At 36.6% G+C, this 21,744-nt stretch carries 26 protein-coding genes, 2 pseudogenes and 1 riboswitch; of the genes and pseudogenes, 10 read left to right on the top strand and 18 right to left on the bottom strand.

All coding sequences use genetic code 11. From position 1 onward, the window contains the following. A pseudogene (locus tag AS180_RS22425) lies at positions 1–126 on the top strand (transposase); the annotation flags it as partial. Between the two features lie 712 nt (positions 127–838). Here the strand turns inward: AS180_RS22425 and AS180_RS08310 are convergent. Beyond that, positions 839–3,877, bottom strand: a complete 3,039-nt coding sequence (locus AS180_RS08310) for an efflux RND transporter permease subunit (RefSeq protein ID WP_062686668.1) — start codon at positions 3,875–3,877, stop codon at positions 839–841. Positions 3,878–3,960: 83 nt separating this feature from the next. Beyond that, positions 3,961–4,521: a TetR/AcrR family transcriptional regulator gene (locus AS180_RS08305; protein WP_062686667.1), complete on the bottom strand. Its 561-nt coding sequence runs from the start codon at positions 4,519–4,521 to the stop codon at positions 3,961–3,963. 266 nt (positions 4,522–4,787) lie between these two features. On the opposite strand from AS180_RS08305, the gene AS180_RS08300 reads away from it, so the two are divergent. After that, positions 4,788–5,078 carry a DUF3817 domain-containing protein gene (locus tag AS180_RS08300; RefSeq protein ID WP_025909967.1) on the top strand — a complete coding sequence of 97 codons (291 nt, stop codon included), beginning with the start codon at positions 4,788–4,790 and terminating at the stop codon, positions 5,076–5,078. Positions 5,079–5,116: 38 nt separating this feature from the next. Here AS180_RS08300 and AS180_RS08295 read toward each other — a convergent pair whose 3' ends face one another. Further along, a complete protein-coding gene (locus AS180_RS08295) occupies positions 5,117–5,482 on the bottom strand; it encodes a DUF7674 family protein (protein WP_025909966.1) in 366 nt (121 codons plus the stop codon). Between the two features lie 140 nt (positions 5,483–5,622). Then, positions 5,623–6,060: a hypothetical protein gene (locus AS180_RS08290; RefSeq protein WP_062686666.1), complete on the bottom strand. Its 438-nt coding sequence runs from the start codon at positions 6,058–6,060 to the stop codon at positions 5,623–5,625. A 164-nt stretch (positions 6,061–6,224) separates the two neighbouring features. Here AS180_RS08290 and AS180_RS08285 point away from each other — a divergent pair, with 164 nt between their 5' ends. Next, on the top strand, positions 6,225–6,500 hold the full coding sequence (locus tag AS180_RS08285; protein WP_025909964.1) for a hypothetical protein: 276 nt from the start codon (positions 6,225–6,227) through the stop codon (positions 6,498–6,500). Between the two features lie 28 nt (positions 6,501–6,528). Here AS180_RS08285 and AS180_RS08280 read toward each other — a convergent pair whose 3' ends face one another. Both AS180_RS08280 and AS180_RS08275 read right to left on the bottom strand, forming a co-directional pair. Beyond that, positions 6,529–7,362 (bottom strand): LCP family protein, encoded by an 834-nt coding sequence (locus tag AS180_RS08280; protein ID WP_062686665.1) that lies wholly within the window; start codon positions 7,360–7,362, stop codon positions 6,529–6,531. A gap of 172 nt (positions 7,363–7,534) precedes the next feature. Then, a complete protein-coding gene (locus AS180_RS08275) occupies positions 7,535–8,095 on the bottom strand; it encodes a GNAT family N-acetyltransferase (RefSeq protein ID WP_062686664.1) in 561 nt (186 codons plus the stop codon). 155 nt (positions 8,096–8,250) lie between these two features. On the opposite strand from AS180_RS08275, the pseudogene AS180_RS21605 reads away from it, so the two are divergent. Next, a pseudogene (locus AS180_RS21605) lies at positions 8,251–8,503 on the top strand (RrF2 family transcriptional regulator); the annotation flags it as partial. 33 nt (positions 8,504–8,536) lie between these two features. Here the strand turns inward: AS180_RS21605 and AS180_RS08270 are convergent. Further along, positions 8,537–8,950, bottom strand: a complete 414-nt coding sequence (locus tag AS180_RS08270) for a hypothetical protein (protein WP_062686663.1) — start codon at positions 8,948–8,950, stop codon at positions 8,537–8,539. A 348-nt stretch (positions 8,951–9,298) separates the two neighbouring features. On the opposite strand from AS180_RS08270, the gene AS180_RS08265 reads away from it, so the two are divergent. Together AS180_RS08265 and AS180_RS08260 are read left to right on the top strand one after the other, a co-directional pair. Continuing rightward, positions 9,299–10,078: an undecaprenyl-diphosphate phosphatase gene (locus AS180_RS08265; RefSeq protein WP_025909960.1), complete on the top strand. Its 780-nt coding sequence runs from the start codon at positions 9,299–9,301 to the stop codon at positions 10,076–10,078. Between the two features lies 1 nt (position 10,079). After that, the gene (locus AS180_RS08260; RefSeq protein WP_025909959.1) at positions 10,080–10,403 is read left to right on the top strand and encodes a hypothetical protein; all 324 of its coding nucleotides are present in this window, start codon (positions 10,080–10,082) and stop codon (positions 10,401–10,403) included. Positions 10,404–10,442: 39 nt separating this feature from the next. Here AS180_RS08260 and qoxD read toward each other — a convergent pair whose 3' ends face one another. From qoxD to AS180_RS08210, 10 genes are all read right to left on the bottom strand, one after another. After that, positions 10,443–10,751 carry a cytochrome aa3 quinol oxidase subunit IV gene (gene qoxD, locus AS180_RS08255; RefSeq protein WP_025909958.1) on the bottom strand — a complete coding sequence of 103 codons (309 nt, stop codon included), beginning with the start codon at positions 10,749–10,751 and terminating at the stop codon, positions 10,443–10,445. A 3-nt stretch (positions 10,752–10,754) separates the two neighbouring features. After that, positions 10,755–11,363 carry a cytochrome aa3 quinol oxidase subunit III gene (gene qoxC, locus AS180_RS08250; protein ID WP_025909957.1) on the bottom strand — a complete coding sequence of 203 codons (609 nt, stop codon included), beginning with the start codon at positions 11,361–11,363 and terminating at the stop codon, positions 10,755–10,757. Beyond that, on the bottom strand, positions 11,363–13,306 hold the full coding sequence (gene qoxB / locus AS180_RS08245; protein WP_025909956.1) for a cytochrome aa3 quinol oxidase subunit I: 1,944 nt from the start codon (positions 13,304–13,306) through the stop codon (positions 11,363–11,365). Before qoxB ends, qoxC begins: the two co-directional genes overlap by 1 nt. 38 nt (positions 13,307–13,344) lie before the next feature. Then, positions 13,345–14,325 carry a cytochrome aa3 quinol oxidase subunit II gene (qoxA, locus tag AS180_RS08240; RefSeq protein WP_025909955.1) on the bottom strand — a complete coding sequence of 327 codons (981 nt, stop codon included), beginning with the start codon at positions 14,323–14,325 and terminating at the stop codon, positions 13,345–13,347. Positions 14,326–14,887: 562 nt separating this feature from the next. Then, positions 14,888–15,415 (bottom strand): hypothetical protein, encoded by a 528-nt coding sequence (locus AS180_RS08235; protein ID WP_224840290.1) that lies wholly within the window; start codon positions 15,413–15,415, stop codon positions 14,888–14,890. A 163-nt stretch (positions 15,416–15,578) separates the two neighbouring features. Next, positions 15,579–15,839 carry a metal-sensitive transcriptional regulator gene (locus AS180_RS08230; RefSeq protein WP_025909953.1) on the bottom strand — a complete coding sequence of 87 codons (261 nt, stop codon included), beginning with the start codon at positions 15,837–15,839 and terminating at the stop codon, positions 15,579–15,581. Between the two features lie 37 nt (positions 15,840–15,876). Beyond that, positions 15,877–16,221 carry a hypothetical protein gene (locus tag AS180_RS08225; protein WP_062686662.1) on the bottom strand — a complete coding sequence of 115 codons (345 nt, stop codon included), beginning with the start codon at positions 16,219–16,221 and terminating at the stop codon, positions 15,877–15,879. A gap of 170 nt (positions 16,222–16,391) precedes the next feature. Next, positions 16,392–16,748 carry a fluoride efflux transporter CrcB gene (gene crcB, locus AS180_RS08220; protein ID WP_025909951.1) on the bottom strand — a complete coding sequence of 119 codons (357 nt, stop codon included), beginning with the start codon at positions 16,746–16,748 and terminating at the stop codon, positions 16,392–16,394. Beyond that, on the bottom strand, positions 16,742–17,149 hold the full coding sequence (gene crcB / locus AS180_RS08215) for a fluoride efflux transporter CrcB (protein WP_025909950.1): 408 nt from the start codon (positions 17,147–17,149) through the stop codon (positions 16,742–16,744). The genes crcB (AS180_RS08220) and crcB (AS180_RS08215) overlap by 7 nt, the downstream gene beginning before the upstream one ends. A gap of 51 nt (positions 17,150–17,200) precedes the next feature. Further along, positions 17,201–17,260: riboswitch (Fluoride riboswitch) on the bottom strand. 114 nt (positions 17,261–17,374) lie between these two features. Beyond that, on the bottom strand, positions 17,375–17,623 hold the full coding sequence (locus tag AS180_RS08210; protein WP_062686661.1) for a YueH family protein: 249 nt from the start codon (positions 17,621–17,623) through the stop codon (positions 17,375–17,377). Between the two features lie 252 nt (positions 17,624–17,875). Here AS180_RS08210 and AS180_RS23845 point away from each other — a divergent pair, with 252 nt between their 5' ends. The 3 genes from AS180_RS23845 (at position 17,876) to AS180_RS08200 (ending at position 20,052) form a co-directional block, all read left to right on the top strand. Then, positions 17,876–18,007, top strand: coding sequence for a hypothetical protein (locus AS180_RS23845; protein WP_258954116.1), 132 nt, complete (start codon positions 17,876–17,878; stop codon positions 18,005–18,007). 259 nt (positions 18,008–18,266) lie between these two features. Further along, the gene (locus tag AS180_RS08205; RefSeq protein ID WP_062686660.1) at positions 18,267–19,373 is read left to right on the top strand and encodes a processed acidic surface protein; all 1,107 of its coding nucleotides are present in this window, start codon (positions 18,267–18,269) and stop codon (positions 19,371–19,373) included. A 1-nt stretch (position 19,374) separates the two neighbouring features. Continuing rightward, entirely contained in the window at positions 19,375–20,052 is a 678-nt protein-coding gene (locus AS180_RS08200; protein ID WP_061785277.1) for a class D sortase, read from the top strand. A gap of 35 nt (positions 20,053–20,087) precedes the next feature. Here AS180_RS08200 and AS180_RS08195 read toward each other — a convergent pair whose 3' ends face one another. Beyond that, a complete protein-coding gene (locus AS180_RS08195) occupies positions 20,088–20,885 on the bottom strand; it encodes a sulfite exporter TauE/SafE family protein (RefSeq protein WP_062686659.1) in 798 nt (265 codons plus the stop codon). A 222-nt stretch (positions 20,886–21,107) separates the two neighbouring features. Between AS180_RS08195 and AS180_RS08190 the strand changes: the two genes are divergently transcribed. Next, a complete protein-coding gene (locus AS180_RS08190; protein WP_025909943.1) occupies positions 21,108–21,674 on the top strand; it encodes a GNAT family N-acetyltransferase in 567 nt (188 codons plus the stop codon). Positions 21,675–21,744 lie beyond the last annotated feature (70 nt).

The following is a 21,744-nucleotide window of genomic DNA, read 5'->3' as shown; positions in this document are numbered from 1 at the left end:
GCAAAAGAGCTAAATGGGTATCGATATGCCCGGTATCGAGGGCTGAAGTCTGTCCAGATGCAGGCGTATCTGACGGCAGCTTGTCAAAACATGAAAAAAATCGCCCATTACCTGACCAAAACAGGTCAGGTAATGGGCGATTTTTATGGAAAACGACGATTTGTTTGTGAAATGTTTACTTGTTTCACTATAAAAAATGAAAAGAGCCTCAGATTGACGAGAACCTTACAGGTTTCTCGTCAATCTGGTAAAAGAGCGGCCTATAGCCGCTCTTTTTTTGTTAGACTCCTCCCTTTTCTATTCTCTCTTGTTGTTGAAAAACATATTGAATGACTCTACTATAAGATTTTAGAGCTATAAGCACCTTTTTAGCAGTAGTATTTCCCATCTTGCTATTTACTAGCTCTCCTAAAGAGTTTGAAGTAAAAAAATAACAGCGCTGAAAAAGAGCAAGATTCAAAGCGTGAGCTTCAATAATAAAGATATGCTTTAATCATATTCATTCACCTCATTTTAAAAGTGAGGCATCAAAAGTAACTTTTCGTTACGTGTGAAAAGAGACATGGAACACCTTATGTTGCCTCTATTTATAGCTCTGTACAAATTGGGGTCATCAGTGCCCATTCCCCTTCACCTCGCATATCAATACTGTATTTCTTCATGGATACTTTTTAAGTGTAAACCATCTCTAACAAAAAGCAATAAAAAAACGAAGCCAGAGATCCCCTCGGCTTAAAGGGTCCTGGCTTCATCTATATAATATAAGGGGTTAAATAAAACGTACCTTTATTATAGCATATAATTAATGGTCGTATTTTCCTCTTATAGAAAATAGTTCTTATTTCGCACCTTTTCCCAGTTCTCTTTCTTTACGAACCTGCTTAGCAAAGAATAATTCATATACAACTGGAATGATAATTAAGGTTAATAAAGTAGAAGATGTTAGACCACCAATAACCGTTATTGCTAGACCTTTAGAGATCAATGTTCCACTTGATGTTGTCAAAGCAAGCGGGATCAGCGCTGCAATTGTTGCAAAGGCTGTCATTAGGATTGGACGTAAGCGCGTTTTACCAGCTTCAATAAGCGATTCGCGAATTGTCATACCTTTTTGTTCTCTATTTTGGGTAATTCGGTCTACTAATACAATAGCGTTTGTCGTTACAATTCCAATTAACATTAGGAAACCAATCATTACGCTAACAGATAGAGGCTCTTTTGCGATCACTAAGCCAATTAGTGAACCAATTGGAACAAAGATTAACGACGATAAAATAATAAATGGTATACGAGCTTTACCAAACGTAATGAGCATCGTCAAGTAAACAAGACCAATGGCTGTTAAAATAGCCAATCCTAAAGATTGGAAGATTTCTACGGTTTCATCACTACCGCCTCCACCTTCAAGACTTACCCCTTTTGGTAAATTAAGCTTCTCTACACCCTCTACTACGTCTTGCGTCACTTTTTGAATATTTTCGTCTTTAATATCCGCTTCAACGCGAGCAAACACTTTTCCATCTAATTTTTGAATGGATGTAAATGTATCAATTTCGCTTACATTAGCAATATCTTTTACTGCTACTGGTCCTCTTTGTGTAAAGATTTGCAGATCTTCAATTGCTTTTGTTGAACTAATATCTTCATCATAAGAAAGCTGAACTGCACGATTTGTTCCATCTAACGTTAGGTCACCTACTGATACAGGTTTTGTTTGATCGGTAATGGTTCCCACAAGCTGGAATCCAGATACACCATACTCAGATGCTTTATCTTGATTGACTTCAACCACAAGCTGCTTTTGTTTATCAGAGAAATTATTTTTTACGTACTTTAAGTTATCATACGTATTTAAATAATTTTCTACTTCTTTTGCCGCCGTTTGTAAGTCATCTAAGTCAGATGAGAATAAATCTACCGTTACGTTGTTATTAGTTGGTGGTCCACCTGTTGAAGCTTCAGATACGCTTAGTGTTGCTTTTGGAGACTCTTCTCCTACAATGTCTTCCATCTTACTTTGAAGTTCATCAATATACGCATCTACATGTACGCCATCTTTCAGATTTAAGAAATAACCGATCTGATTTGGTCGCTTTACGCCAGTTGCAAAGTCGCGTGAACCGACTTCTGTTGTTACCTCTTTTACTTCATCTTCGTTTGCAAATAGCTCCTCCACTTTTAACGACACTTCATTTGTACGTTCTAAAGAAGTAGACGAAGGTAGCAGAACATTTGCCTGTAAAAGCCTTTGTTCTTCGTTTGGAATGAATGTGAAGCCAAGCGATGGAACAAGAGCAAATGAACCAAATAATAGTAAGAAAGATAGAATTAAAATTTTAATCTTATGGTTTAGTGACCATGCAATCGCTTTTGCATATCCACGCTGAATGTTACCCTCTTTCTCTTCTGCTGGTACCTTCTTAAACGCAAATTTTGCTAAAATCGGGACGATTGTAACCGCAACAAGAAGAGATGCTAATAATGAAAATACTACTGTTAGAGCAAATGGTAAGAAGAACTCACCAGTAATTCCACCGACAAAACCGATTGGTAAAAATACAACAACAGTTGTAATAGTCGATGATGTAATGGCTTTTAATATCTCTTTTGTTGAAGATTCAACTAATTCATCAGAAATGCCTTCTTCTGATTTTCGAACACGTCTAAAGATATTTTCAATAACTACGATACTATCATCCACAACGCGCCCAACTGCTACTGCCATTCCACCTAGTGTCATGATATTTAATGAAATATCCAGTCCATTTAAGAAAATAGCTGAGACAAGAAGTGAAAGTGGAATCGAGATAATTGAAATAATGGTAGCACGGAAGTTGCGCAAGAAGATTAGCACTGCAATTGAAGCGAACAACGCCCCAAGTAATCCTTCTTTTACTAACGTTTCAACTGACTTTTCAATTCCTTCTGCTGAATCAAATCCAATAGCATAGTTAATATCATCATCATATTTTTTCAACACTTCTAATGCATCATTGGCAACTTGAACCGTATTTGCATCCTGTTTCTTTGTAATAGCCATTGTTAGCGCCTCTTGTTGATTATAGCGCGTGTATTCTCCTTGCTCACTCACTTCTTCAATCGTTGCAATATCACCAAGTAAAACTGGTGGAGCTTCGGGATTAACTGTAGATTTTAGCTCAACTTCTTTTAATGCATCAATTGTATCTAGTTTCTCTTCAACTCGAACAGGAATTTGGAGTTCTTCACCGTTTACAGTTCCTGCTGGAAACGATACGGACTTTTGGTTAATTTGCTCTTTGATTTGTTCAAGCGTCAGACCAGCTGCCACTGCTTTTTCTTTATCCAACGTAATTTGTAAAAGATCATCCTTTACGCCACCAACAGATACAGAGTTAATCCCTTCAATTTTATTTAATTCTGGGATAATTTCGCTGTCTAAAAGCTTTTCAACTTCTGCATCACCTTCAGCAAATAAAGAAATGTTCATAATCGGGAAAGTACCAAATGAAAAGCGGTTCACATCAACCGTCGATGATTCTGGTAAATCTAAATCTTTTGTTATAGTGTCAATTTGTTGTTCAACTTCATCTAAATCCGTATTGAACGGAAATTCTAAATTAATAATCCCCACGTTCTCGTAAGAAACACTTTGAACGCTTTTAACGCCTTCAAGACCTTTTAACTGCTCTTCTAACTTCGATGTTACTTGTTCGTTTACATCACTAGGAGAAGCCCCAGGATATACAGCTTCAATCGATAGCTGTGGAAATTCAATATTAGGTAATAAGTCAATTTTCAACCTTGAAAATGAGAATAATCCAGCTACGATAAGCAGAAACGATAAAATGAATACTGCTACTGCATTCTTTAAGCTAAACTTTGTCAAGAAATTCATAAATAGCCCCCGTATATTTTATTAGTCGTATTTTACATGTGTAATGTAGTGAGTACCAGCGGGTCAGTTTTAAAAAAAAGAAATCAGTAGCAACCTTCTAGGAAAAGGTCAACTGTAAACGTTGCATAACGTTCAATTTCTTTTTCTGACACATTTTTGTTAGATACAATATCCATTCTATACCCATTTAGCATGCTACAAAACGCTTTTGAATGTAAAGCTGTATCTTCAAGTCCCTCTTCTTTCATCAAGTCTGATACTAGGGAATGATAATCATCAAAAAAACGATGCAAACGCTCCATCATTCCAGGCATTTGATGGGGAGCTTGCCAAAACGAATCTGGGTACTTTCTTGTGTTATAAAAAAAGTACAGGTGATGTCTTGCAATTGAATAAAGCTTTTGCCTAAATGTTTCACAGCGATTGGTTTCTCGCTTTGCGTTAGCAATAAAGTAAAGAAAAGAGCGATCATTAACCGCAATATATAAGCTTTCTTTTGAAGGAAAGTAAAGGTAAAGTGTTCCTTTCGACACACCCGCTTTTTTAGCAATATCAATCATTTTAGCATCATGATAACCATTTGCTCCAAATACAACAAACGCTGCATCAAGGATATTTTCCTTTTGTTCTATTCCTTTTGTCATATTTCCAAACCCTTTCCTGCCTCTTATTACACGTGTAAAACAGGATTAACGTATCGAGACTGAACGTAAATAAATGTACAGTTTCATCATTTACTATATATACTCATAAAAGATAACGTTATACCTTGTCAACTCATAGTGTGCTCTTTTTTAATTATCTTTTGAATCTTTTGTGACAGCGACCATTGATGCTTGTAACGGTTGCATCTACATGGTACATTTTTCACGACAGTTAAAAAAATCATACATTTGGAGGATGAACCAAGATGTTAAGATCATCGATTGGCCGCTTACGTTTGTTAAGTATTGTAGAAGGCATTTCATATCTACTTTTACTATTCATTGCTATGCCTTTAAAATATTTAGCTGGTATTCCTGAGGTTGTATCCGTCGTTGGAGCTGCCCATGGTGCTCTGTTCGTATTATACATACTTGCTGCTGTGCACGTAAAATTTGAGCATAGAAAAACAATTTTATGGGGCATCTATGCGTTTATTTTATCTTTTATTCCTTTTGGAACGTTCTATTTAGACAAGCAATTAAAACATGAGCAATAAATAAATCACGCCAAGAAACTGGCGTGATTTATTTATTATTAGGAAAGCTTGTTAAACTGTTCAATGGTTTTCCACCATTTAAAGGAATGTGGTTTTAAAAGCCTTCCTATTTCTTCAGATGTTATGTGTTGTTCAGAAAGCATTTCATACATAGTCTCAAACAAGCCTATCGTTATGCTTTCTTTTACTTCAGCTTCACCTTCTGTATATAATCGTTCAATGGTTTCAAATATCTCAGATTCATGGGCTAATTGATTATTAAATTCTAATGAAATTAAGTGAGAAGCAAAGCGCTTGAGCTCTTGCTGCAAACCTTCTATTGTTGTTGTATTCACCTCTTCATCATATTGAAATGATGGACTTGCATCAGTTAACAATGGAATAACTTCGCCCTTTGTAATCATATGTTTCCCTACCTTATTTGTAATCTAAATATAGTAATATACTTCTTATTTACCCATTGTTATTATACTTAAACGTGAAGATTGAATCATACTGTTTGTAATTCATCAAGAGAGGTTACTAATATAGACGCTTTTATGTATTACCCTACACTAAGCGTAAGTGCACCGACAATTGCTATAATTGGAAAGGCACTGATCAACCCAATCTCTATCATCATAAATTTTGTTAGAAACCCTCGGAACTGCTGTTTTTCTATCCTGTTTGCCACCTGTTGGTGAGTTTGATAAATGCGAAGCATCGCTCCAATCCAAACGACAGCCACAATAATTAATGGACTCATGCTTGAAGCAGGTTCTGGGTTCATAAATGCTAATACGATTAAAATTAACGGAACAATTTCTACTACCGCGTGTTTAATAAAAAACATAGTCTGAATACGAACAAGATCTTGATAAATCTCATTATCTGTTTTGTCTTCCTGTAGCTTACCTTCAATTGTATAAATGGTTGACTGATAAATAAACATCATTCCGATAACGGCAATTAGTGCTCCGATGATAAAATACCATATGCTCATTACAAATCTCCTTTCTAATAAAAAGACGGTATATTGCTAGAAAATCTAACGTAAACATTTTATCATTTTATGCTTCATTCGTCTTATAGATTTATAAGAAAGAACTGTTTATAATGAGAAATGAACTATTTTACTAGAAAGTTTGTCTATTGGAGGAAATTATTATGATTTTAAACTATAAAAATCAAGCAACAGGTCATCGTATGAATAATGGTTGGAATTTCTTTTATGCAGCTAACCTAACAATGTGGAGAAAAGATGAAAAATATTTACTATTAGATGAAAATCAAGATATCGTACTCATTTTTGGCTTTAAAAAAGAGGAAATTATCCTTGAAAAGATTCAAACGTGGGGATATACCTTTAATATTCACCCAGAAAAAAAGCAGATTTCTTGTTTGCAACGTCAAGAAGAAATTGGCGAACAAGAAATGAATTAAACAAAAAGCGCGCAGGCTGCGCGCTTTTTCAGTGTTCTTCGGATGGATTATCTCCATGTAGCATGGCTTTTATATGCTCCTTCTCCTGGTCTTTTACAATATAGTACCATGTTCCGTCTACTATTTGCGTTTCTCCTTCTACATGCACTGTTTCAAACGTTGGTTTGCCTTTTTCCATTACGTTATATACAGCTAACGCGTCTTTAATCGTTACGTTTGTATCAACGTATTGCTTTGTAATATTTAAGAGATTGGGAAGATTAGCTACCGTTGACATACTCATTCCTTTGTCTAAGAGCGCTTCTACTACTTGTTTTTGTCTTTCATTACGACCAATGTCTCCTTTAGGATCCTCATGTCTCATCCTTACATAAGCTAAAGCTTTTTCACCGTTTAAGTTTGTTTCACCCTGCGGAAATAAATAAGATGCAAATGTGAATGGAAACGGATTATCAACCGTTACACCACCTATCTCATCCACGACCGCTTTAAATCCTTCCATGTTTACTTTGACATAGTAATCAATTGGCATATTTAAGAATTGTTCGACAGTGTCGACTGTTAGTTTAATTCCACCGTACTTATAGGCATGATTAATCTTTTCCATTTCTGCTTGTCCTTTAATTTTCACACGCGTATCTCGAGGGATAGGCATCATTTTCAAATGTCCATTTTCTGAATTAAAATGAACAACCATTAGTACGTCTGAACGTCCCGTATCTTCTTCTCGTTCATCTACACCCATTACGAGCATGTTAAATTCCTTTGCCTCAACTTTTTTTTCACTAAAAACATATAAGACCCCAGTTAAGACGCAACCAAGAAATATGAGTACGGAAAGTAACGTGTACTTGAACTTCATAACTTATGTCTCTCCCTTCTGTCCCTCCGCTGCTTTTATTAGCTTATTTACTTCCTATATGCCTTTTTTTTCAAAGATTTATACCTGCTAAGTATAATTAGAAGCGCGAAAATAAAATGACAAAAGGGTTTGACGCAAAAAACCGGATTGAGTTTTTCAATCCGGTTTCATTTTACTGAATATGTTTTATTGCTTCCGCAGAACTTTCTTCTCTTTGTTTCCACTCATAATCAATCATGCTCATTTCAATTAAGCTCCAATACTGTCCGTTCACGTGCTTTACATCTCGCATCATCCCTTCACGTAAAAACCCAATACGCTCGTATGACTTAATAGCAGCTTCATTGAAGTCAAATACGCCCAGGGAAATACGATGAAGTCCTAACACATCAAAACCGAATGATAAAACATGGTCAAACATATCACCACAGTATCCTTTTCCTCTTTCCTCTTCTTTGAGCAATACTCGACCAATTCTGCCCGTCTTATGGTGATAATCAATATGAGCAAGAGAAATATGACCAACTAGCTGGCCGGTTTGTTGATGAAAAACGGAGAAAGCATACGTATGAGCTCCTTCATAATTGGCATAGCGGATATATTCTTTGAGCTGGCGAGGCGTAAGTGGATATGCAAACGTGGAGCCACTCCACTGAATCATAAAGGCTTCTGAGGGAATCCATTCAATGAGTTCTTTTATATCTTTTTTTGTGAACGGTCTTAATTCAATCATCGCATTCCCACCCCATCGTAAAATATTTGATTTTTCTAAATATATTACAGTTGTTTGAATTAACTGTCAAATAATCCGAAAAATTTATTTGGTATTCTCAAATAAAACGATTAAAGTGGATAATTATTATCCACTTTAGAAAGATTTGATATACTTTGCATATGAAAACAGGCGTTGAACAATCTGTATACGCCATGGTACTTCTTCACTTTTTACCTTCCAAAGCTGTATTGCCAGCAGATGCAATGAGTAAGCAGCTAGGCGCTTCTCTTATTTTTTTCCAAAAAACTGTTAATAAAGCTAGTTCATGCGGATCTCATCACTTCCGTCTCAGGTGTAAAAGGAGGCTTTAAACTAAAGAAAAAACCTGAAGATATCTATATATATGATGTGTATGTTACTAATGAAGAAAGCTCCGACATCTCTATGCGGAGCTTTCTTTTACAATTCTAATTCTTTTCGTAACGTAGAGATGTCATAGGTAAATTCAAAAAAATAAATTTTGTTTTCATTATCGTATAGCATGAGTACAGGTTGTTCATTTGGGCTGAATACAACAACAGCTTCACTAGCTAACACATCTAACCCTTTTTGCTGCACTTGTACAGCGGGGTCTAATGGTATCTTCACCAAATAACCGGTTTTAGGTAAAGGATTTACTTTTTTATAAATCCCAGTAATGGAAGCGATGCTTTTTTCAACCTCTTTTTGAACAACTTCAGTTTTATCAGCTACCCGAATGACCTTACCTGTATCAAGTTGAAACACTTCCACTTTAGGTTGTTCTCCCATTGCTACATGTGAATGAATTCCAATGAAGCATAAAATAAGTGCTATGCACACTTTTTTTATCATGAGTTCCCACCTCCGTTTGATGAATACAAATTTGTATACCGCAAGCTAAATATCCATTTTTCTTGCACAAACGTTATGTTGGTTTCAAACTTATCGTTTGTGTAATCACTTAAGTTTATCCATGTTGATTTCAACCTTCTAAGCAAAGATTCACCTTTTAGTTTAATCAATTACTAACTATGCTTTAATCTCTATTTCAATACAGCCATTAGTTGTTGCATGCAGTTAGAAATACTAATAGTGGACTCTAATTTTTTTGCTTTATCTAACCATTCTCATTAATTTTTGTCATGTTCATGCCTTTTGGTCGATACAATAATACAAGGACACGCTTTAAGAGGTGAAAATATGTCATGGATTGAAGCATTAATTTTAGGAATCATTCAAGGGTTAACAGAGTTTTTACCCATTAGTAGCACAGGACACTTGTATTTAGGTCGACACTTATTTGGATTAGATAGCGCAGGTTTGTACCTAGATACGATGCTACATATTGGAACCTTGCTTGCTATTTTTGTCTTTTATAAAGACGAGCTGTGGCACATGATTCGTCACCCGTTTAGCAAGCTTACCTTCTTGCTAATCATTGGTACGATTCCAGCTGTTGTGGTTGGCTTATTATTTAAAGATTATTTTGAGGAAATCTCAATTACAGGTTCTACAATTGGATGGGAATTTCTTGTAACAGGTCTTTTCTTATGGTTTGCTGACTCAGTAAAAAAAGGAGCAAAAAAGATGCACGATATTTCCTACAAGGACGCACTGTTTATCGGTACCTTTCAAGCAGCCGCCATCTTTCCTGCCGTTTCACGTTCTGGTCTAACAATGGCAGCTGCTTTAATGCGTAAGCTAGACCGAGAAACAGCTGCTTACTTTTCTTTTTTACTGTCAACGCCAGCCATATGTGGAGCCGTTCTTTTACAGCTTAAAGATGTTGTCGGTGGTGGTGTAGAATACATCTCGTTTTTCTCTTTATTTGTAGCAACATGTTCGGCTGCGCTTTTTGGCTATATGGCCGTAAAATGGATGATTCACTATTTAAAGCATCATTCTCTAAAAACATTTGCTGTTTACGTATGGATTCTTGGCTTAGTTGTTTTAGTATGTCAATTTACGGGGGTCTTTTAAGATGACATCAGCTCGTATATTGTTTTTAGGAATCTTTTTTATTGGAATCATGGTTGTGATTAGCTACATGGACAACGAGTCTCAAGAATACTTTGAAGCCGTCTCACCTCTTTCTTTAGACAGCGGTGAAGTAGAAGCTTCAAGTAACGATGAAGACGTTGAAATGAGCCTTAAAAATGTTCTTATAACAACTGAAAGAATCAATGGTTTTGATGTTGAAGTTTATGAGGAATACGAGGTATATACAAATGAGGAGGGTGAAGTGGTCGACCGAGTGGCCACAGGTCACTATCAAACACTTCGATATAAGGCTACTAATGAATAGTAAAAAAGCCACTTACGCAGAAGTAAGTGGCTTTTTGTATTAATGGTTAAAGTGATCTGCTAAGATCCAAAGCGTACCAACAACGATACATAGTGCAATAAAGAAGCTATAAAGCATATTTGCAACTTGTACCTTGCCGTTTTCACTTTCAGTCATGTGCATGAACATCACAAGCTGCATAGCTGCTTGTAAGAACGCAAGAATTGAGATTAGTGTCATCGTTACGCCTCTTGATAAGTCAGCTAACATAACTAATCCAAGCGCTGCAAACGTTAGTGCTAAAGAAAGGATAAGCCCCATTACATGACTAAGCGGAAATCCTGCTTTTTGGCCTTGTTTGTTTTCCATGTCTTATCCCACCAATCCGTTCAAGTATACATACGTAAAGATGAAAATCCATACTACGTCAAGGAAATGCCAGTATAAACCGATAATAAATACTTTTCTTGCTGTAACAGGCGTTAAGCCGCGCTTTACTAACTGGATAATAAGTAAAATTGCCCAACCAATACCCATCGTTACGTGAAGTCCATGTGTTCCCAACAGCGCAAAGAATGAAGACAAGAATGCACTAGTTTGCATTGTTGCACCTTCGTGAGCTGCATAAAGAATGAACTCTTCAATTTCATAGTACAAGAATCCTGCACCTAGTAAAAGCGTAATAACTAGCCAAGTAATTAACCCTTTTAAGTTATTATTACGCATGTGCCATACAACGATTCCCATTGTGAAACTACTTACTAATAGTAAAACTGTTTGAATCATAAACGTTTCAACAATATATAAATCTTGTGGTCCAGGGCCTCCAGCTGTACGAGTATGATACGTTAAATACGTGACAAACAGCGTAGAGAACAGTGCAATTTCCGCACCCAAGAAAATCCAGAAGCCGAGAATATTCATTCGGCCCTGGTGATCTTGATACTCGAGTGGTAATGACTTATCTAAATGTCCACCCATTATTTGTCACCCCCTGTAATACCTTCTGTTTGTTTAATCTCATCTACCGGAACATAGAAGCCTTCATCATAGTCAAATGATCGTGCAACTAGACAAGCTAAAATTCCGATTAATCCGAAGATCGCCATTGGCATCCATTCAAAGACAAGTCCAAATCCACCGATGAACCAGAATACACCTGAGATGAATGGGATACCTGAGTTGCTTGGTAAATGAATTGGTTTAATGTCTTCTTCTTTAATTTTTGTTTCTCCACGTTTTTTCATGTGCCAGAACTCATCCATTTCTTTCACATGTGGAACTACCGCAAAGTTATAGTGTTGAACTGGTGATTTAGTCCACCATTCAAGTGTACGTCCATCCCATGGGTCGTTTGCAGTGTCGCGTTTGTTTTTCCAAGCGCTCCAAAGTAAATTTACAACCAATACGATGAAACCTGCACCCATTAAGAAAGCACCGATTGTTGAAATTAAGTTTAATGTTCCCCAACCTAATGTTTCTGAATAAGTTTGCATACGACGAGTCATACCATCTAGACCTAGGAAATATTGTGGGAAGAAACATACGTTAAATCCAACAACGAAGATCCAGAAAGAGATTTTTCCTAGCTTTTCGTTCAGCGTGTGACCGAAAATCTTTGGATACCAGTAGTATAATCCAGCGAAACATGCAAATACTGTTCCTGAGATTAATACATAGTGGAAGTGAGCTACTAGGAAGTAACTGTTATGGTACTGATAGTCAGCTGAAGCCATTGCAAGCATTACCCCAGTTACCCCACCAATAACGAAGTTTGGGATAAACGCAAGTGACCATAGCATTGATGTTGTAAATTTAATACGGCCTTTATACATGGTAAAGAGCCAGTTAAATATTTTAACTCCGGTTGGAACAGCGATTAACATCGTTGTAATCGAGAAGAACGAGTTAACTGCAGGCGCGTTACCCATTGTAAAGAAATGGTGAACCCATACAATGTAACTTAAGAACGCGATACCAACCATTGAGATAATCATCGCTTTATAACCAAATAGGTTTTTGCGAGAGTGTGTACTAATGATTTCAGAGAAAATACCGAACGCCGGTAAAATTACGATATATACTTCAGGATGTCCCCAAATCCAGAATAGGTTTGCCCACATCATCGGGAGACCACCGTTGGCAACCGTAAAGAATGCTGTGTCGAATACGCGGTCAAGCGTCATTAACGCAAGCGCTACTGTTAATACAGGGAACGCAAAGATGATAATAACTGACGTAACTAAAATGGACCAAGTAAACATTGGCATTTTCATTAACGTCATGCCTGGTGCACGCATTTTTAAAATCGTAACTAAGAAGTTAATACCTGTCATTAGGGTACCAACACCGGCAATCTGAATAGCAATTGCATAGTAGTTGTTCGCTATACTTTCACTAAATTCTTTTCCGGCCAGAGGGAAATATGATGTCCAACCAGCATCAGGAGCTCCTCCAATAACGAAAGAGATGTTAAACAACATAGCTCCCATAAAGAATGTCCAGAAACTTACTGCGTTCAAGAACGGATATGCTACGTCACGCGCTCCAATTTGAAGCGGAACGACAACGTTCATTAAACCAATCAAGAATGGCATTGCCATGAATAGAATCATGATAACACCATGAGCTGTAAATACGCCGTTATAGTGATGCGGGTTCAGGATATTCATATCCGGGAACGCTAACTGCATACGCATCATAAGTCCATCTACACCGCCGCGGAAAAGCATTAAGACGGCTGCAAGAATATACATTACACCAAGTTTTTTATGGTCTACTGTTGTTAACCATTCTGTCCATAACCATTTCCATTTTTTGAAATATGTTAAGACAAAAATGATACCGATGGTTGTCAAGACAATCGCTGCGTCAGCTGCATAAATGACGGGATCGCCAGTGACAAAGAATTCATCTAGCTTCATTATGTCTTCCCCCAATCGTACGTTTATTTAGGCCCGTATTAATGACCTTCATGTTCATCATGACCTTCATGCTCGTCATGGCTTTCGTCGCTTTCTTTTTTGCTATCGTCGCTGCCATGGTTGTGATTGCCATGTCCCATGTTCATGCCGCGCTCGTCTACTTTACCAGGGATGTATGCGTCTTTTGCGTGGTTAACCCACTCTAAGTGCGTACCGTTGAACGTCATGCGACCTACTACACCTGGTTCAATAATTTCATCATACTTCTCTTCAGTTAATGGCTTAGCTGTTGCCTTCACTTCGTCAACCCACTCTTCATAGTCTTCGTGAGTTTGGGCTAACACTTCAAATTCCATATCTGTAAAGTGCTCACCTGAGAAGTTAGCACTTCGTCCGATATAAGAACCTGGGTTATCAGCTTGAAGATATAAATCCATCGCCATGTTGTTCATTGAATACTTTTGTCCACCAAGCTCCGGTACCCAGAACGAGTTCATTGAACCTTGAGACGTCAATTCAAAGCGAACTGGACGATCTTCTGGAATGTTTACATAGTTAACTGTTTCAATGTTTTCTTCCGGATAACTGAAAATCCATTTCCAGTTTGCTGAAGTAACATGAATTGTTAACGGTTCTTCAATTTTTGTTTGCTCATTTTTCGGTGGTTCTTCAAGAGCATAAATTGATTTTACAGTTGGGATTGCTAAAAGAATTAAGATAATAATCGGGAACGCAGTCCAGATAATCTCCATCTTTAAGTTACCCTCTTGTTCTGGTGGCTCATAGTCCATGTTGTCAGGTCTTTCACGAAATTTAATAAGTACGTAAGCAAAGATTGCAAATACTACTACGACCACAATCGCCATCATCCAAAGCGACCAAACAATAAGGTCAGCTTGTTCTTTAGCGACAGGACCTTGAGGATTCAAAACGGCTAATTCTGAACAGCCGCTCAAGAAAAATACTGAAAGTGCAGAGAATAAACCTGCTAGCTTCCAAAATCCTTTTTTTGGTTTCACTAAAAACTCTCCTTTCTAACAACTCATGATGCGAAGCCTCTAAATTAGATCATCTCTAAAACTTTCTATCTAGTTAACTATAGAAAGCTTTAATACAAAATCTCTTTAAACTCATGTTATACATCAACCATTACTATTGTAATACAAAGTGACAATTTTTTCGTCACTTTTTGTCGATTTTCTTATTTTGAAAATATTCTAAGATAGTGTAAAAACATGAGGTCAAAGAACACTTCAATCCTTGCGATATTTTAGCATATATTCGACAAGGAATAAATGTAAATAAAAGGATGAATGTTGCATTTTCTTACCGAAACTTACCTTTTTAAAGGTAATTCATGTAATGTAACCGCAATCACCCTTGATACAAAAGGGGTTTCATCTATTATTGAATATTTTGTGACAAAATCTATACAGAATTGTGTCAATCAATATTCAAGTTTGGTAGGTTCGATTACCGCCCATTTACAGTATATTACACATTAAATGCTTTTGTTATATACTTCACAAAAAGTTCAAAAATTGACATGTATGTTGTCTACATACTAAAAGAAGCTGCGTGTTATTCACGCAGCTCTTGATCCATATATTCCTTAACAGTGATGTCATCTCCTGAATTATTCAATAAAATAAGATCCGCTGGAAATGGCTTTTCAACATATTTTGGCACAGGTTGATATGAAATAAAATATTCTCCTTTGGGAACTTTAATATCAAACGTATAATTGTCATTTACAAGTGAGGCCTTCACTCGATGTATTTGTTTACTTGGGTTCTTTCCTAAAAACAGCGCATACGTCCCTTTATTAGTATGTATATCATCATACTCAACAAGATTGTTCATCTTTGTCATTACTTCAATCCGTAACCTTTTGCTCCATCCTTCTTTTAAAATCGCCATTCCTTCTCCACTACCAGGAATAGTGAATAACGCAACATATGTGTCCGAACTGCTAATTTTTTGGATTTCTCGAATGTCAAGCTTTTTGGAACCGTTAATGTCCCCCATCCCTTTCCATTTTCTTATATGCTCTTCAACATCCTTAGCGTTGCTGTGAATTGGATATCGAAGAAATTCAATACCTCCCACAATAGCACCTATAAGAATGATTAGAACTAAGAGTCGCTTAAACTTTCGAATTGGTATTCACGCTCCTTTCCATTTAGTGAGTGACGTTAAAAAATAATATGTACGAATTATGCATGAAAATCAAAAAAAAAGCTATCAGACTTTCGTCAGATAACTTTTCTACTCATCGACTCTTTACTAATAAGGCAATTGCTTCTTCTACGACTTTTGCAGTCTCTTCTCCAGCTTGTTGTCTTTCAACAATACATTGTTCTAAGTTTAGCGCAACAATCTGAGCAATGGTTCGGTCGACTGCGCTTCGAACAGCTGATAATTGCGTTACAACGTCTTTACAGTCTTTATCTTCTTCCATCATACGCAGTACGCCTCGCACTTGACCTTCTACTCGCTTTAACCGATTTTTTGTCTGATCAGTATAATTCACGCAGTATCCCTCCTATATTTTGTGCGTTACTAATGACTTATCCTTCACATGCACAGCAATATCCCTTTACTTGATAGCCATACTTTTGCAGCTTACGAATGCTTAAGTTTCTTGCAATTGTATCCGGTGCAATAACTACTACTTGTTTTGACGGAATTTCAACATGTTGTCTTTCCAAGTACGGCAGCGGAATGTGTATAGCTTTTTGACAAGGTTTATGTTTCATTTCATGAAAATGTCGAACATCTACGACTGCAATTTCCGTAGTCTCACAGTCAAGCGTAGAAAGCTTCTTAATTCCATGAACGGGCACATGGCGATTATATAAACTAAACATAATGGCACAACAAAATAAGATTACACCAATATAAAGTAGTATCATTGTATCCTCCCTGACGTAACTTCATACCCATATTAGTATCATCATAGCTGTCATCTAGAACGTACGTCAACAAAAAAGTTTCTTCATAATATAGTTTCAAATGGAAAAAAGCGTGCAGAAAAAATAAATTGGCTTTTCTTTAAATAGCCCTTTGTTACAATCAAGATTTTTTAGAGAGCACCGGCTAACATTCCTATAAAAGCTAACACAATACCTCCAATATAACTAAACGCCAAATAAGGAAATAGAACCGTATGCATTTTCTTTTCATGAAGGTGGATATTTTCCAGCTTAAACGTCGAAAATGTCGTAAATGCCCCCATAAAACCCACTCCTAAAAAAGAATACACCCCAGATGTCATTCCATTCCCAACCAGGATTCCTAGTAGAAATGAGCCTACTAAATTGACGCATAAAGTGCCAATTGGAAACCCTGTAGTTGATTTTTGATTCATCCACGTACTTAGCACATACCTGGCTATGGCACCTAAAAACCCACCCAGTGCAATGAGTAAAGCTGTCATAATAGCTGTTCTCCTTTCTTTTTCAGCTTATTGGCTGAACGATCCCCTACTCGGTAACCAGACCAAGACATCAGTAAACCACCAAATAAACTAAGTGCTACATAAAGAAAAGCTAACAGACTGGTATCGTTTTTGATTAAAGTAACGGTTTCGACACTAAAGGTAGAAAACGTCGTGAAAGAACCTACGAACCCTGTACCGATGCCAGCTAAAACAGCAGAAGGAAACACATTCATTTTAATCATTCGATATGTAAACCAACCTAAAATAAAGCAGCCCATCAAGTTCGTTATTAACGTTCCTAATGGAAAGCTGTATGCCCACCATGAATGTGTAAACACACCGAGATAGTAGCGAAGCAAGCTTCCAAGAATACCTCCTATACCTACTAGTAAATACGTCATCTTCTTCACCTCTTTCTTAATTATGAACAAAAAAATAGACTCCTACCCTGTATATGGGTAGGAGTCATTAGCTCTGCAGCAGTTTTGGCGAACTCCATCGCCGTATATTTTGTTTCCTACATTCATTTTACATAATCCATTCCATTTATCAAGAGCTAATCGTGGAAAATCCAGGAAAATAATGAAGTGAAAGATATTATTATTCTTTTGGTTACTCTCTCTTTTTTACATCTCTCGTACCCAAAAATTAATTTTTCTCGTTAGTTGCTCCGCTACCTCTTCACTGACTTTAGAAGCTAACGATGTCCGTAGTCGATCTTTACACTCTTGAATTTCTTCTTCGTAAGGGATAATGGTTGACCATTCCAAATCTGGAATTGCAATTAGCGTTTGTTCATCCTTTTTATTTTCATGAACAAATACATTTTCAATGACTTTTTCGTCTATGCGAATATATGCTTTACGAATTTTCATCTACTTATCACCTCTATATAAGCTTTATGTGTATCATCATATGATACACATAAAGAAATATCAATGCGCATTAGCTTCTTTTGCCATGTTAAAGGGTTTAAAAATAGGGTATAGAATACTAGTTAAAAAGAAAGTAATGCTTCATTTTTTAAATCTTTGTGAATATCTTGCAATGTTTATTGTATATATGCAATTTTTTGGTATGATGAGTATATTAAGATGTACCTAACTAAATGGAGGTTGAGGTAAACAATGGATCATTCCCCAAAAGAAAAACGTCAAAAGCGCAAACAGTTTGTTGAGCGTTTAAAACTAAAAGGGATAAAAATTGAGCTTACAAAGCCTCGTTCTCATTTTTCAACCCTTTCGCTATTAAAGCCTTAAACCGTAACGGTAACGAATATCACTACATACGCTCTTTGTCTTCCCTTTTTTAGTTACCTTAACATAGAGAGCGGTAACATTTATGAATAAAGACAGCTCATTTCTTTTCTGTTAAATAAGAAGTGAGCTGTCTTTTTTGATATATTAACACTCAATCTAAAAGTTATAATTTACCATATAAAAACTTTAATATCTAGTATTGTAAAAATATTACTCATAACTTATAATCTTCTAGACTACATAAAAAGGAGAATGAGAGATGAAAAAAGGGGTTTCAATTTTACTTGCTTTACTACTGATGATTAGTTGCTTTCCTGCTGTGTCATTTGCTGCTCAGTCCAAAACATTTGAAGCAGACTTGACGAAGTATTTAACAACTGTCAGTACTACTCGTGGGTTTGATGTTTCAAAAGATGATATTGAGTTTTCACTTTCACTTTACGATGAGGAATTATCAAACTTTGATACTGTGGAAGAATTAAAAGAATTTTTGGGTGACGTCATCAAAAGCGACTTAAGCAATTTAAGCTCTATCTATGAAGGCTATGACTTAAATCAAAAATCTCTTCAATCATTATTAGAAGAAAATGGTGAAGATTTAAATGATTATGTATTTGTTGATGATTTAGACCAAACAGTTTTTTTCTATTTAGAAGATGAGTTTGACTATGCCGATGATGAAGAGTATGCGGACGAGATTAGTACTGATGATTTTGAATCTGCTTTAAAAATGTTGGAAGATGAGTTTGGACTAACGCGTGAAGAGTTAGAGCGCATTAACGATCACTTAATGTCAATTGAAGATGAGCTTGCGGATGAAGAAACGTTAAATCGCTTAACGGCACTTGCCGAGCGTCTAGCAGCTTTTGAAGACTTTGATACAACAACTGAACTAACTTCTGATCAAATTGCGGAACTAATGTCAATTTATAACGAAATGCTTTCTATCTTTAAAATGAAAGCAACATATACGTTGATTCAAGCCGGAACCGAAAAGACATTATCTTTATTTGATTTAATGAATATGAAAGAATTAAAAAATGCTAGCTTAAAAATTAACCTATATACAGCTGACGGCAAATTTTTAGCTGATATGATTATCACAGGTGAAATGGTTAATTCGGATACGGTTGCAAACACAGGAACGAGCATTGAAAAATCTGCTCAAAACGTAAATAACATTGTAAAACAAGCACCTGTTAAAGAAAAAGTTCAAAAAATAGAAGTAAAAAAAGCTGAAGTAAAGAAGACTGTTAAAGGAGCTCGCTTACCAAATACGGCTTCAGACTATTTATTAAACACTTTAATTGGATCAGCCCTTGTTTTGTTAGCATTTGCTGCATATCGTAAAGTGAGACGAGCATGATATGGAACCAAGAAGTTCAAAAGGAAAAATCAGTCGCAAAAAGCGATTGATTTTTCTTTCGATTATTGTAGGGGTTCTTTGTTTCGGCCTATGGTTTACCACTACTAATGCTTATAAGTTTGCTAAAGGATATTTTGCTTATAAAACAGGTGCTGTTGAACCACAGGTAACAGCACCTGCTGAAGCAAAAGCAGGACAGCCTATAGAGAAAGAAAACAGCAGTTCTTTAAAGGAAATCAAAAAGAAAGATGCATCTTATCCTTCACAGCCTAAAATAGGAGACTTAATGGGTGAACTAGAAATTCCAAAGCTGAAGGCTACGCTTCCAATTTATCATGGTACTAACGAAGATGAGCTTGAAAAAGGCGTTGGTCATTTTGCAGACAGCGTGTTGCCTGGAGAAAGCGACAATTCTGTGCTATCCGGTCATCGTGATACAGTCTTTCGAAAACTAGGGGAAGTTGGAGAAGGAGACTTGTTATTAGTTCATACAGAAGCGGGATCATTTACGTATCGAGTTAATAAAGTGCGAATTGTCGATGCCGATGATCGAACCGTAATTGTTCCTAAACCAAGAGCTACTCTAACAGTCAGTACTTGTTACCCTTTTAACTTTATAGGTTCTGCGCCAGAACGCTACATCCTAGTGGCACATCTTGTTTCTTCAAAAACAACATAAAAAAGATAGCGTTTAAATCACGCTATCTTTTTTATTTAATGGAAAGAGATTGACTTTTTTAGTAAATCAAACCAGATTTTTAACGAAGTCGCGGTAATAACAACAGCTAAAACAACTTGAAGGGAACTCACTTTTGTCTTTTGACCAACAAATGCTCCAATTGGCGCTGCTAGTAAGCTTGCACCGATAATCATCAGCGCAGGTAGCACTAACACTTGTCCAGTAGCCACTTTTCCGAAGGTTGTTCCAATTGAAGATAAAAAGGTCACTGCTAGTGAGCTAGCAATTGTCACTCTTACCGGTATTTTTAATATGGTAATCATAATTGGAACAAGCAAAAAAGCACCACCTGCTCCCACAATCCCTCCACATATACCTACGGCTAAAGAAAGCGGAACAGCTAGCTTTTTTGAAAACCAGACCTCCATTTTGTTCTCATCTTGTGTAGGCTTCTTAGGTGTAAACATAAGAATTGCAGCAATTGTAGCCATTACTCCATAGATTAAATTAATGGTATCTTCTGAAAACGAATTAGACAGAGTTGAACCAACGAGACTTCCAAGCAACACGCTCGTTCCCATATAAATGATAAGTGATTTATGTAAAAAGCCGCCTTTTTTATAGGCAAGCGTTCCAGAAATTGATGCAAATAAAGACTGTACCGCTCCGATTCCCGCTACTTCATGCGCTGTAAATGCCCCTACTCCAATAAGAGGTGGTACAAAAAGTAAAACTGGATATAAAATAACCGAGCCTCCAATACCAAGCATACCCGCTAAAAATGAGCCTAAAAATCCCAACGCAAATACTGTCAGTAATAACTGTACGTCCATCTTGTCACCTTCTAAATTACAACATGTAGCCTTAGTAGTAGTTCATCCTTTCTCATTATAGCACTGTCTTGTTTTCATGTAAGATAATTCTTACCATTTATTTGGCTTTTTATGATTCTAAAACCATTCTGAACTATAGAAAAATTCGAAAAAACAGTTTATAAATATGCTATGATAAAGGTATATTTAATGCTTATTCTTATTAATTTCGGAGGTTGTTTTATGTTTGAGTATAAAATTGATAAAGAGATTAGTTTACAGTTAATTGAGCCAAGTGATGCATTTCCACTTTTATCTCTTGTAAATGAATCACGACCTTATCTGCGGGAGTGGTTGCCGTGGGTTGACAGTATGAGAAGCATCTCCGATTACGATGATTTAATCCCCGAATGGCGAACTCAATATTATAACAATCAAGGTTTTCAAGCAATTATTCGCTACTATGATGAAATTGCTGGCATGGTTGGATTTCATACAATTAACTGGGGGAATAAAAGCACTAGCCTTGGCTATTGGATTGGGGAGCAGTTTCAAGGAAAAGGTATTATGACCAGAGCTGTACACGGTTGCCTTACTTACGCATTTGATACGCTGAAACTTCACCGAGTAGAAATTCGCTGTGGGGTTGATAACCACAAAAGCCGTGCCGTTCCCACACGATTAGGCTTTACTGAAGAAGGAATTTGTCGTGACGGAGAATATTTATATGACCATTACCATGACCTTGTGATTTATGGAATTCTCCAACATGAATGGAAGAAGCTAAATTCAAAAGAAACAGCATTATAAAAAGCCACGCTAGCGCTGTCATGCGCTAATGTGGCTTTTTCACGTAAATTAAACCATGCCTTATTCAGAA

This window comes from Priestia veravalensis, assembly GCF_001457055.1.
GTDB lineage: Bacteria > Bacillota > Bacilli > Bacillales > Bacillaceae_H > Priestia > Priestia flexa.
Note: the sequence above shows the minus strand (reverse complement) of the source record. Positions and strands in the feature narration are given on the sequence as shown.

Bases quoted from the DNA above. Each gene is read 5' to 3' on its own strand.
- AS180_RS08310 (WP_062686668.1), bottom strand. From the start codon at position 3,877: ATGAATTTCTTGACAAAGTTTAGCTTAAAGAATGCAGTAGCAGTATTC.
- AS180_RS08305 (WP_062686667.1), bottom strand. From the start codon at position 4,521: ATGACAAAAGGAATAGAACAAAAGGAAAATATCCTTGATGCAGCGTTT.
- AS180_RS08300 (WP_025909967.1), top strand. From the start codon at position 4,788: ATGTTAAGATCATCGATTGGCCGCTTACGTTTGTTAAGTATTGTAGAA.
- AS180_RS08295 (WP_025909966.1), bottom strand. From the start codon at position 5,482: ATGATTACAAAGGGCGAAGTTATTCCATTGTTAACTGATGCAAGTCCA.
- AS180_RS08290 (WP_062686666.1), bottom strand. From the start codon at position 6,060: ATGAGCATATGGTATTTTATCATCGGAGCACTAATTGCCGTTATCGGA.
- AS180_RS08285 (WP_025909964.1), top strand. From the start codon at position 6,225: ATGATTTTAAACTATAAAAATCAAGCAACAGGTCATCGTATGAATAAT.
- AS180_RS08280 (WP_062686665.1), bottom strand. From the start codon at position 7,362: ATGAAGTTCAAGTACACGTTACTTTCCGTACTCATATTTCTTGGTTGC.
- AS180_RS08275 (WP_062686664.1), bottom strand. From the start codon at position 8,095: ATGATTGAATTAAGACCGTTCACAAAAAAAGATATAAAAGAACTCATT.
- AS180_RS08270 (WP_062686663.1), bottom strand. From the start codon at position 8,950: ATGATAAAAAAAGTGTGCATAGCACTTATTTTATGCTTCATTGGAATT.
- AS180_RS08265 (WP_025909960.1), top strand. From the start codon at position 9,299: ATGTCATGGATTGAAGCATTAATTTTAGGAATCATTCAAGGGTTAACA.
- AS180_RS08260 (WP_025909959.1), top strand. From the start codon at position 10,080: ATGACATCAGCTCGTATATTGTTTTTAGGAATCTTTTTTATTGGAATC.
- qoxD (WP_025909958.1), bottom strand. From the start codon at position 10,751: ATGGAAAACAAACAAGGCCAAAAAGCAGGATTTCCGCTTAGTCATGTA.
- qoxC (WP_025909957.1), bottom strand. From the start codon at position 11,363: ATGGGTGGACATTTAGATAAGTCATTACCACTCGAGTATCAAGATCAC.
- qoxB (WP_025909956.1), bottom strand. From the start codon at position 13,306: ATGAAGCTAGATGAATTCTTTGTCACTGGCGATCCCGTCATTTATGCA.
- AS180_RS08225 (WP_062686662.1), bottom strand. From the start codon at position 16,221: ATGATACTACTTTATATTGGTGTAATCTTATTTTGTTGTGCCATTATG.
- crcB (WP_025909950.1), bottom strand. From the start codon at position 17,149: ATGACGTATTTACTAGTAGGTATAGGAGGTATTCTTGGAAGCTTGCTT.
- AS180_RS08210 (WP_062686661.1), bottom strand. From the start codon at position 17,623: ATGAAAATTCGTAAAGCATATATTCGCATAGACGAAAAAGTCATTGAA.
- AS180_RS23845 (WP_258954116.1), top strand. From the start codon at position 17,876: ATGGATCATTCCCCAAAAGAAAAACGTCAAAAGCGCAAACAGTTTGTT.
- AS180_RS08205 (WP_062686660.1), top strand. From the start codon at position 18,267: ATGAAAAAAGGGGTTTCAATTTTACTTGCTTTACTACTGATGATTAGT.
- AS180_RS08200 (WP_061785277.1), top strand. From the start codon at position 19,375: ATGGAACCAAGAAGTTCAAAAGGAAAAATCAGTCGCAAAAAGCGATTG.
- AS180_RS08195 (WP_062686659.1), bottom strand. From the start codon at position 20,885: ATGGACGTACAGTTATTACTGACAGTATTTGCGTTGGGATTTTTAGGC.
- AS180_RS08190 (WP_025909943.1), top strand. From the start codon at position 21,108: ATGTTTGAGTATAAAATTGATAAAGAGATTAGTTTACAGTTAATTGAG.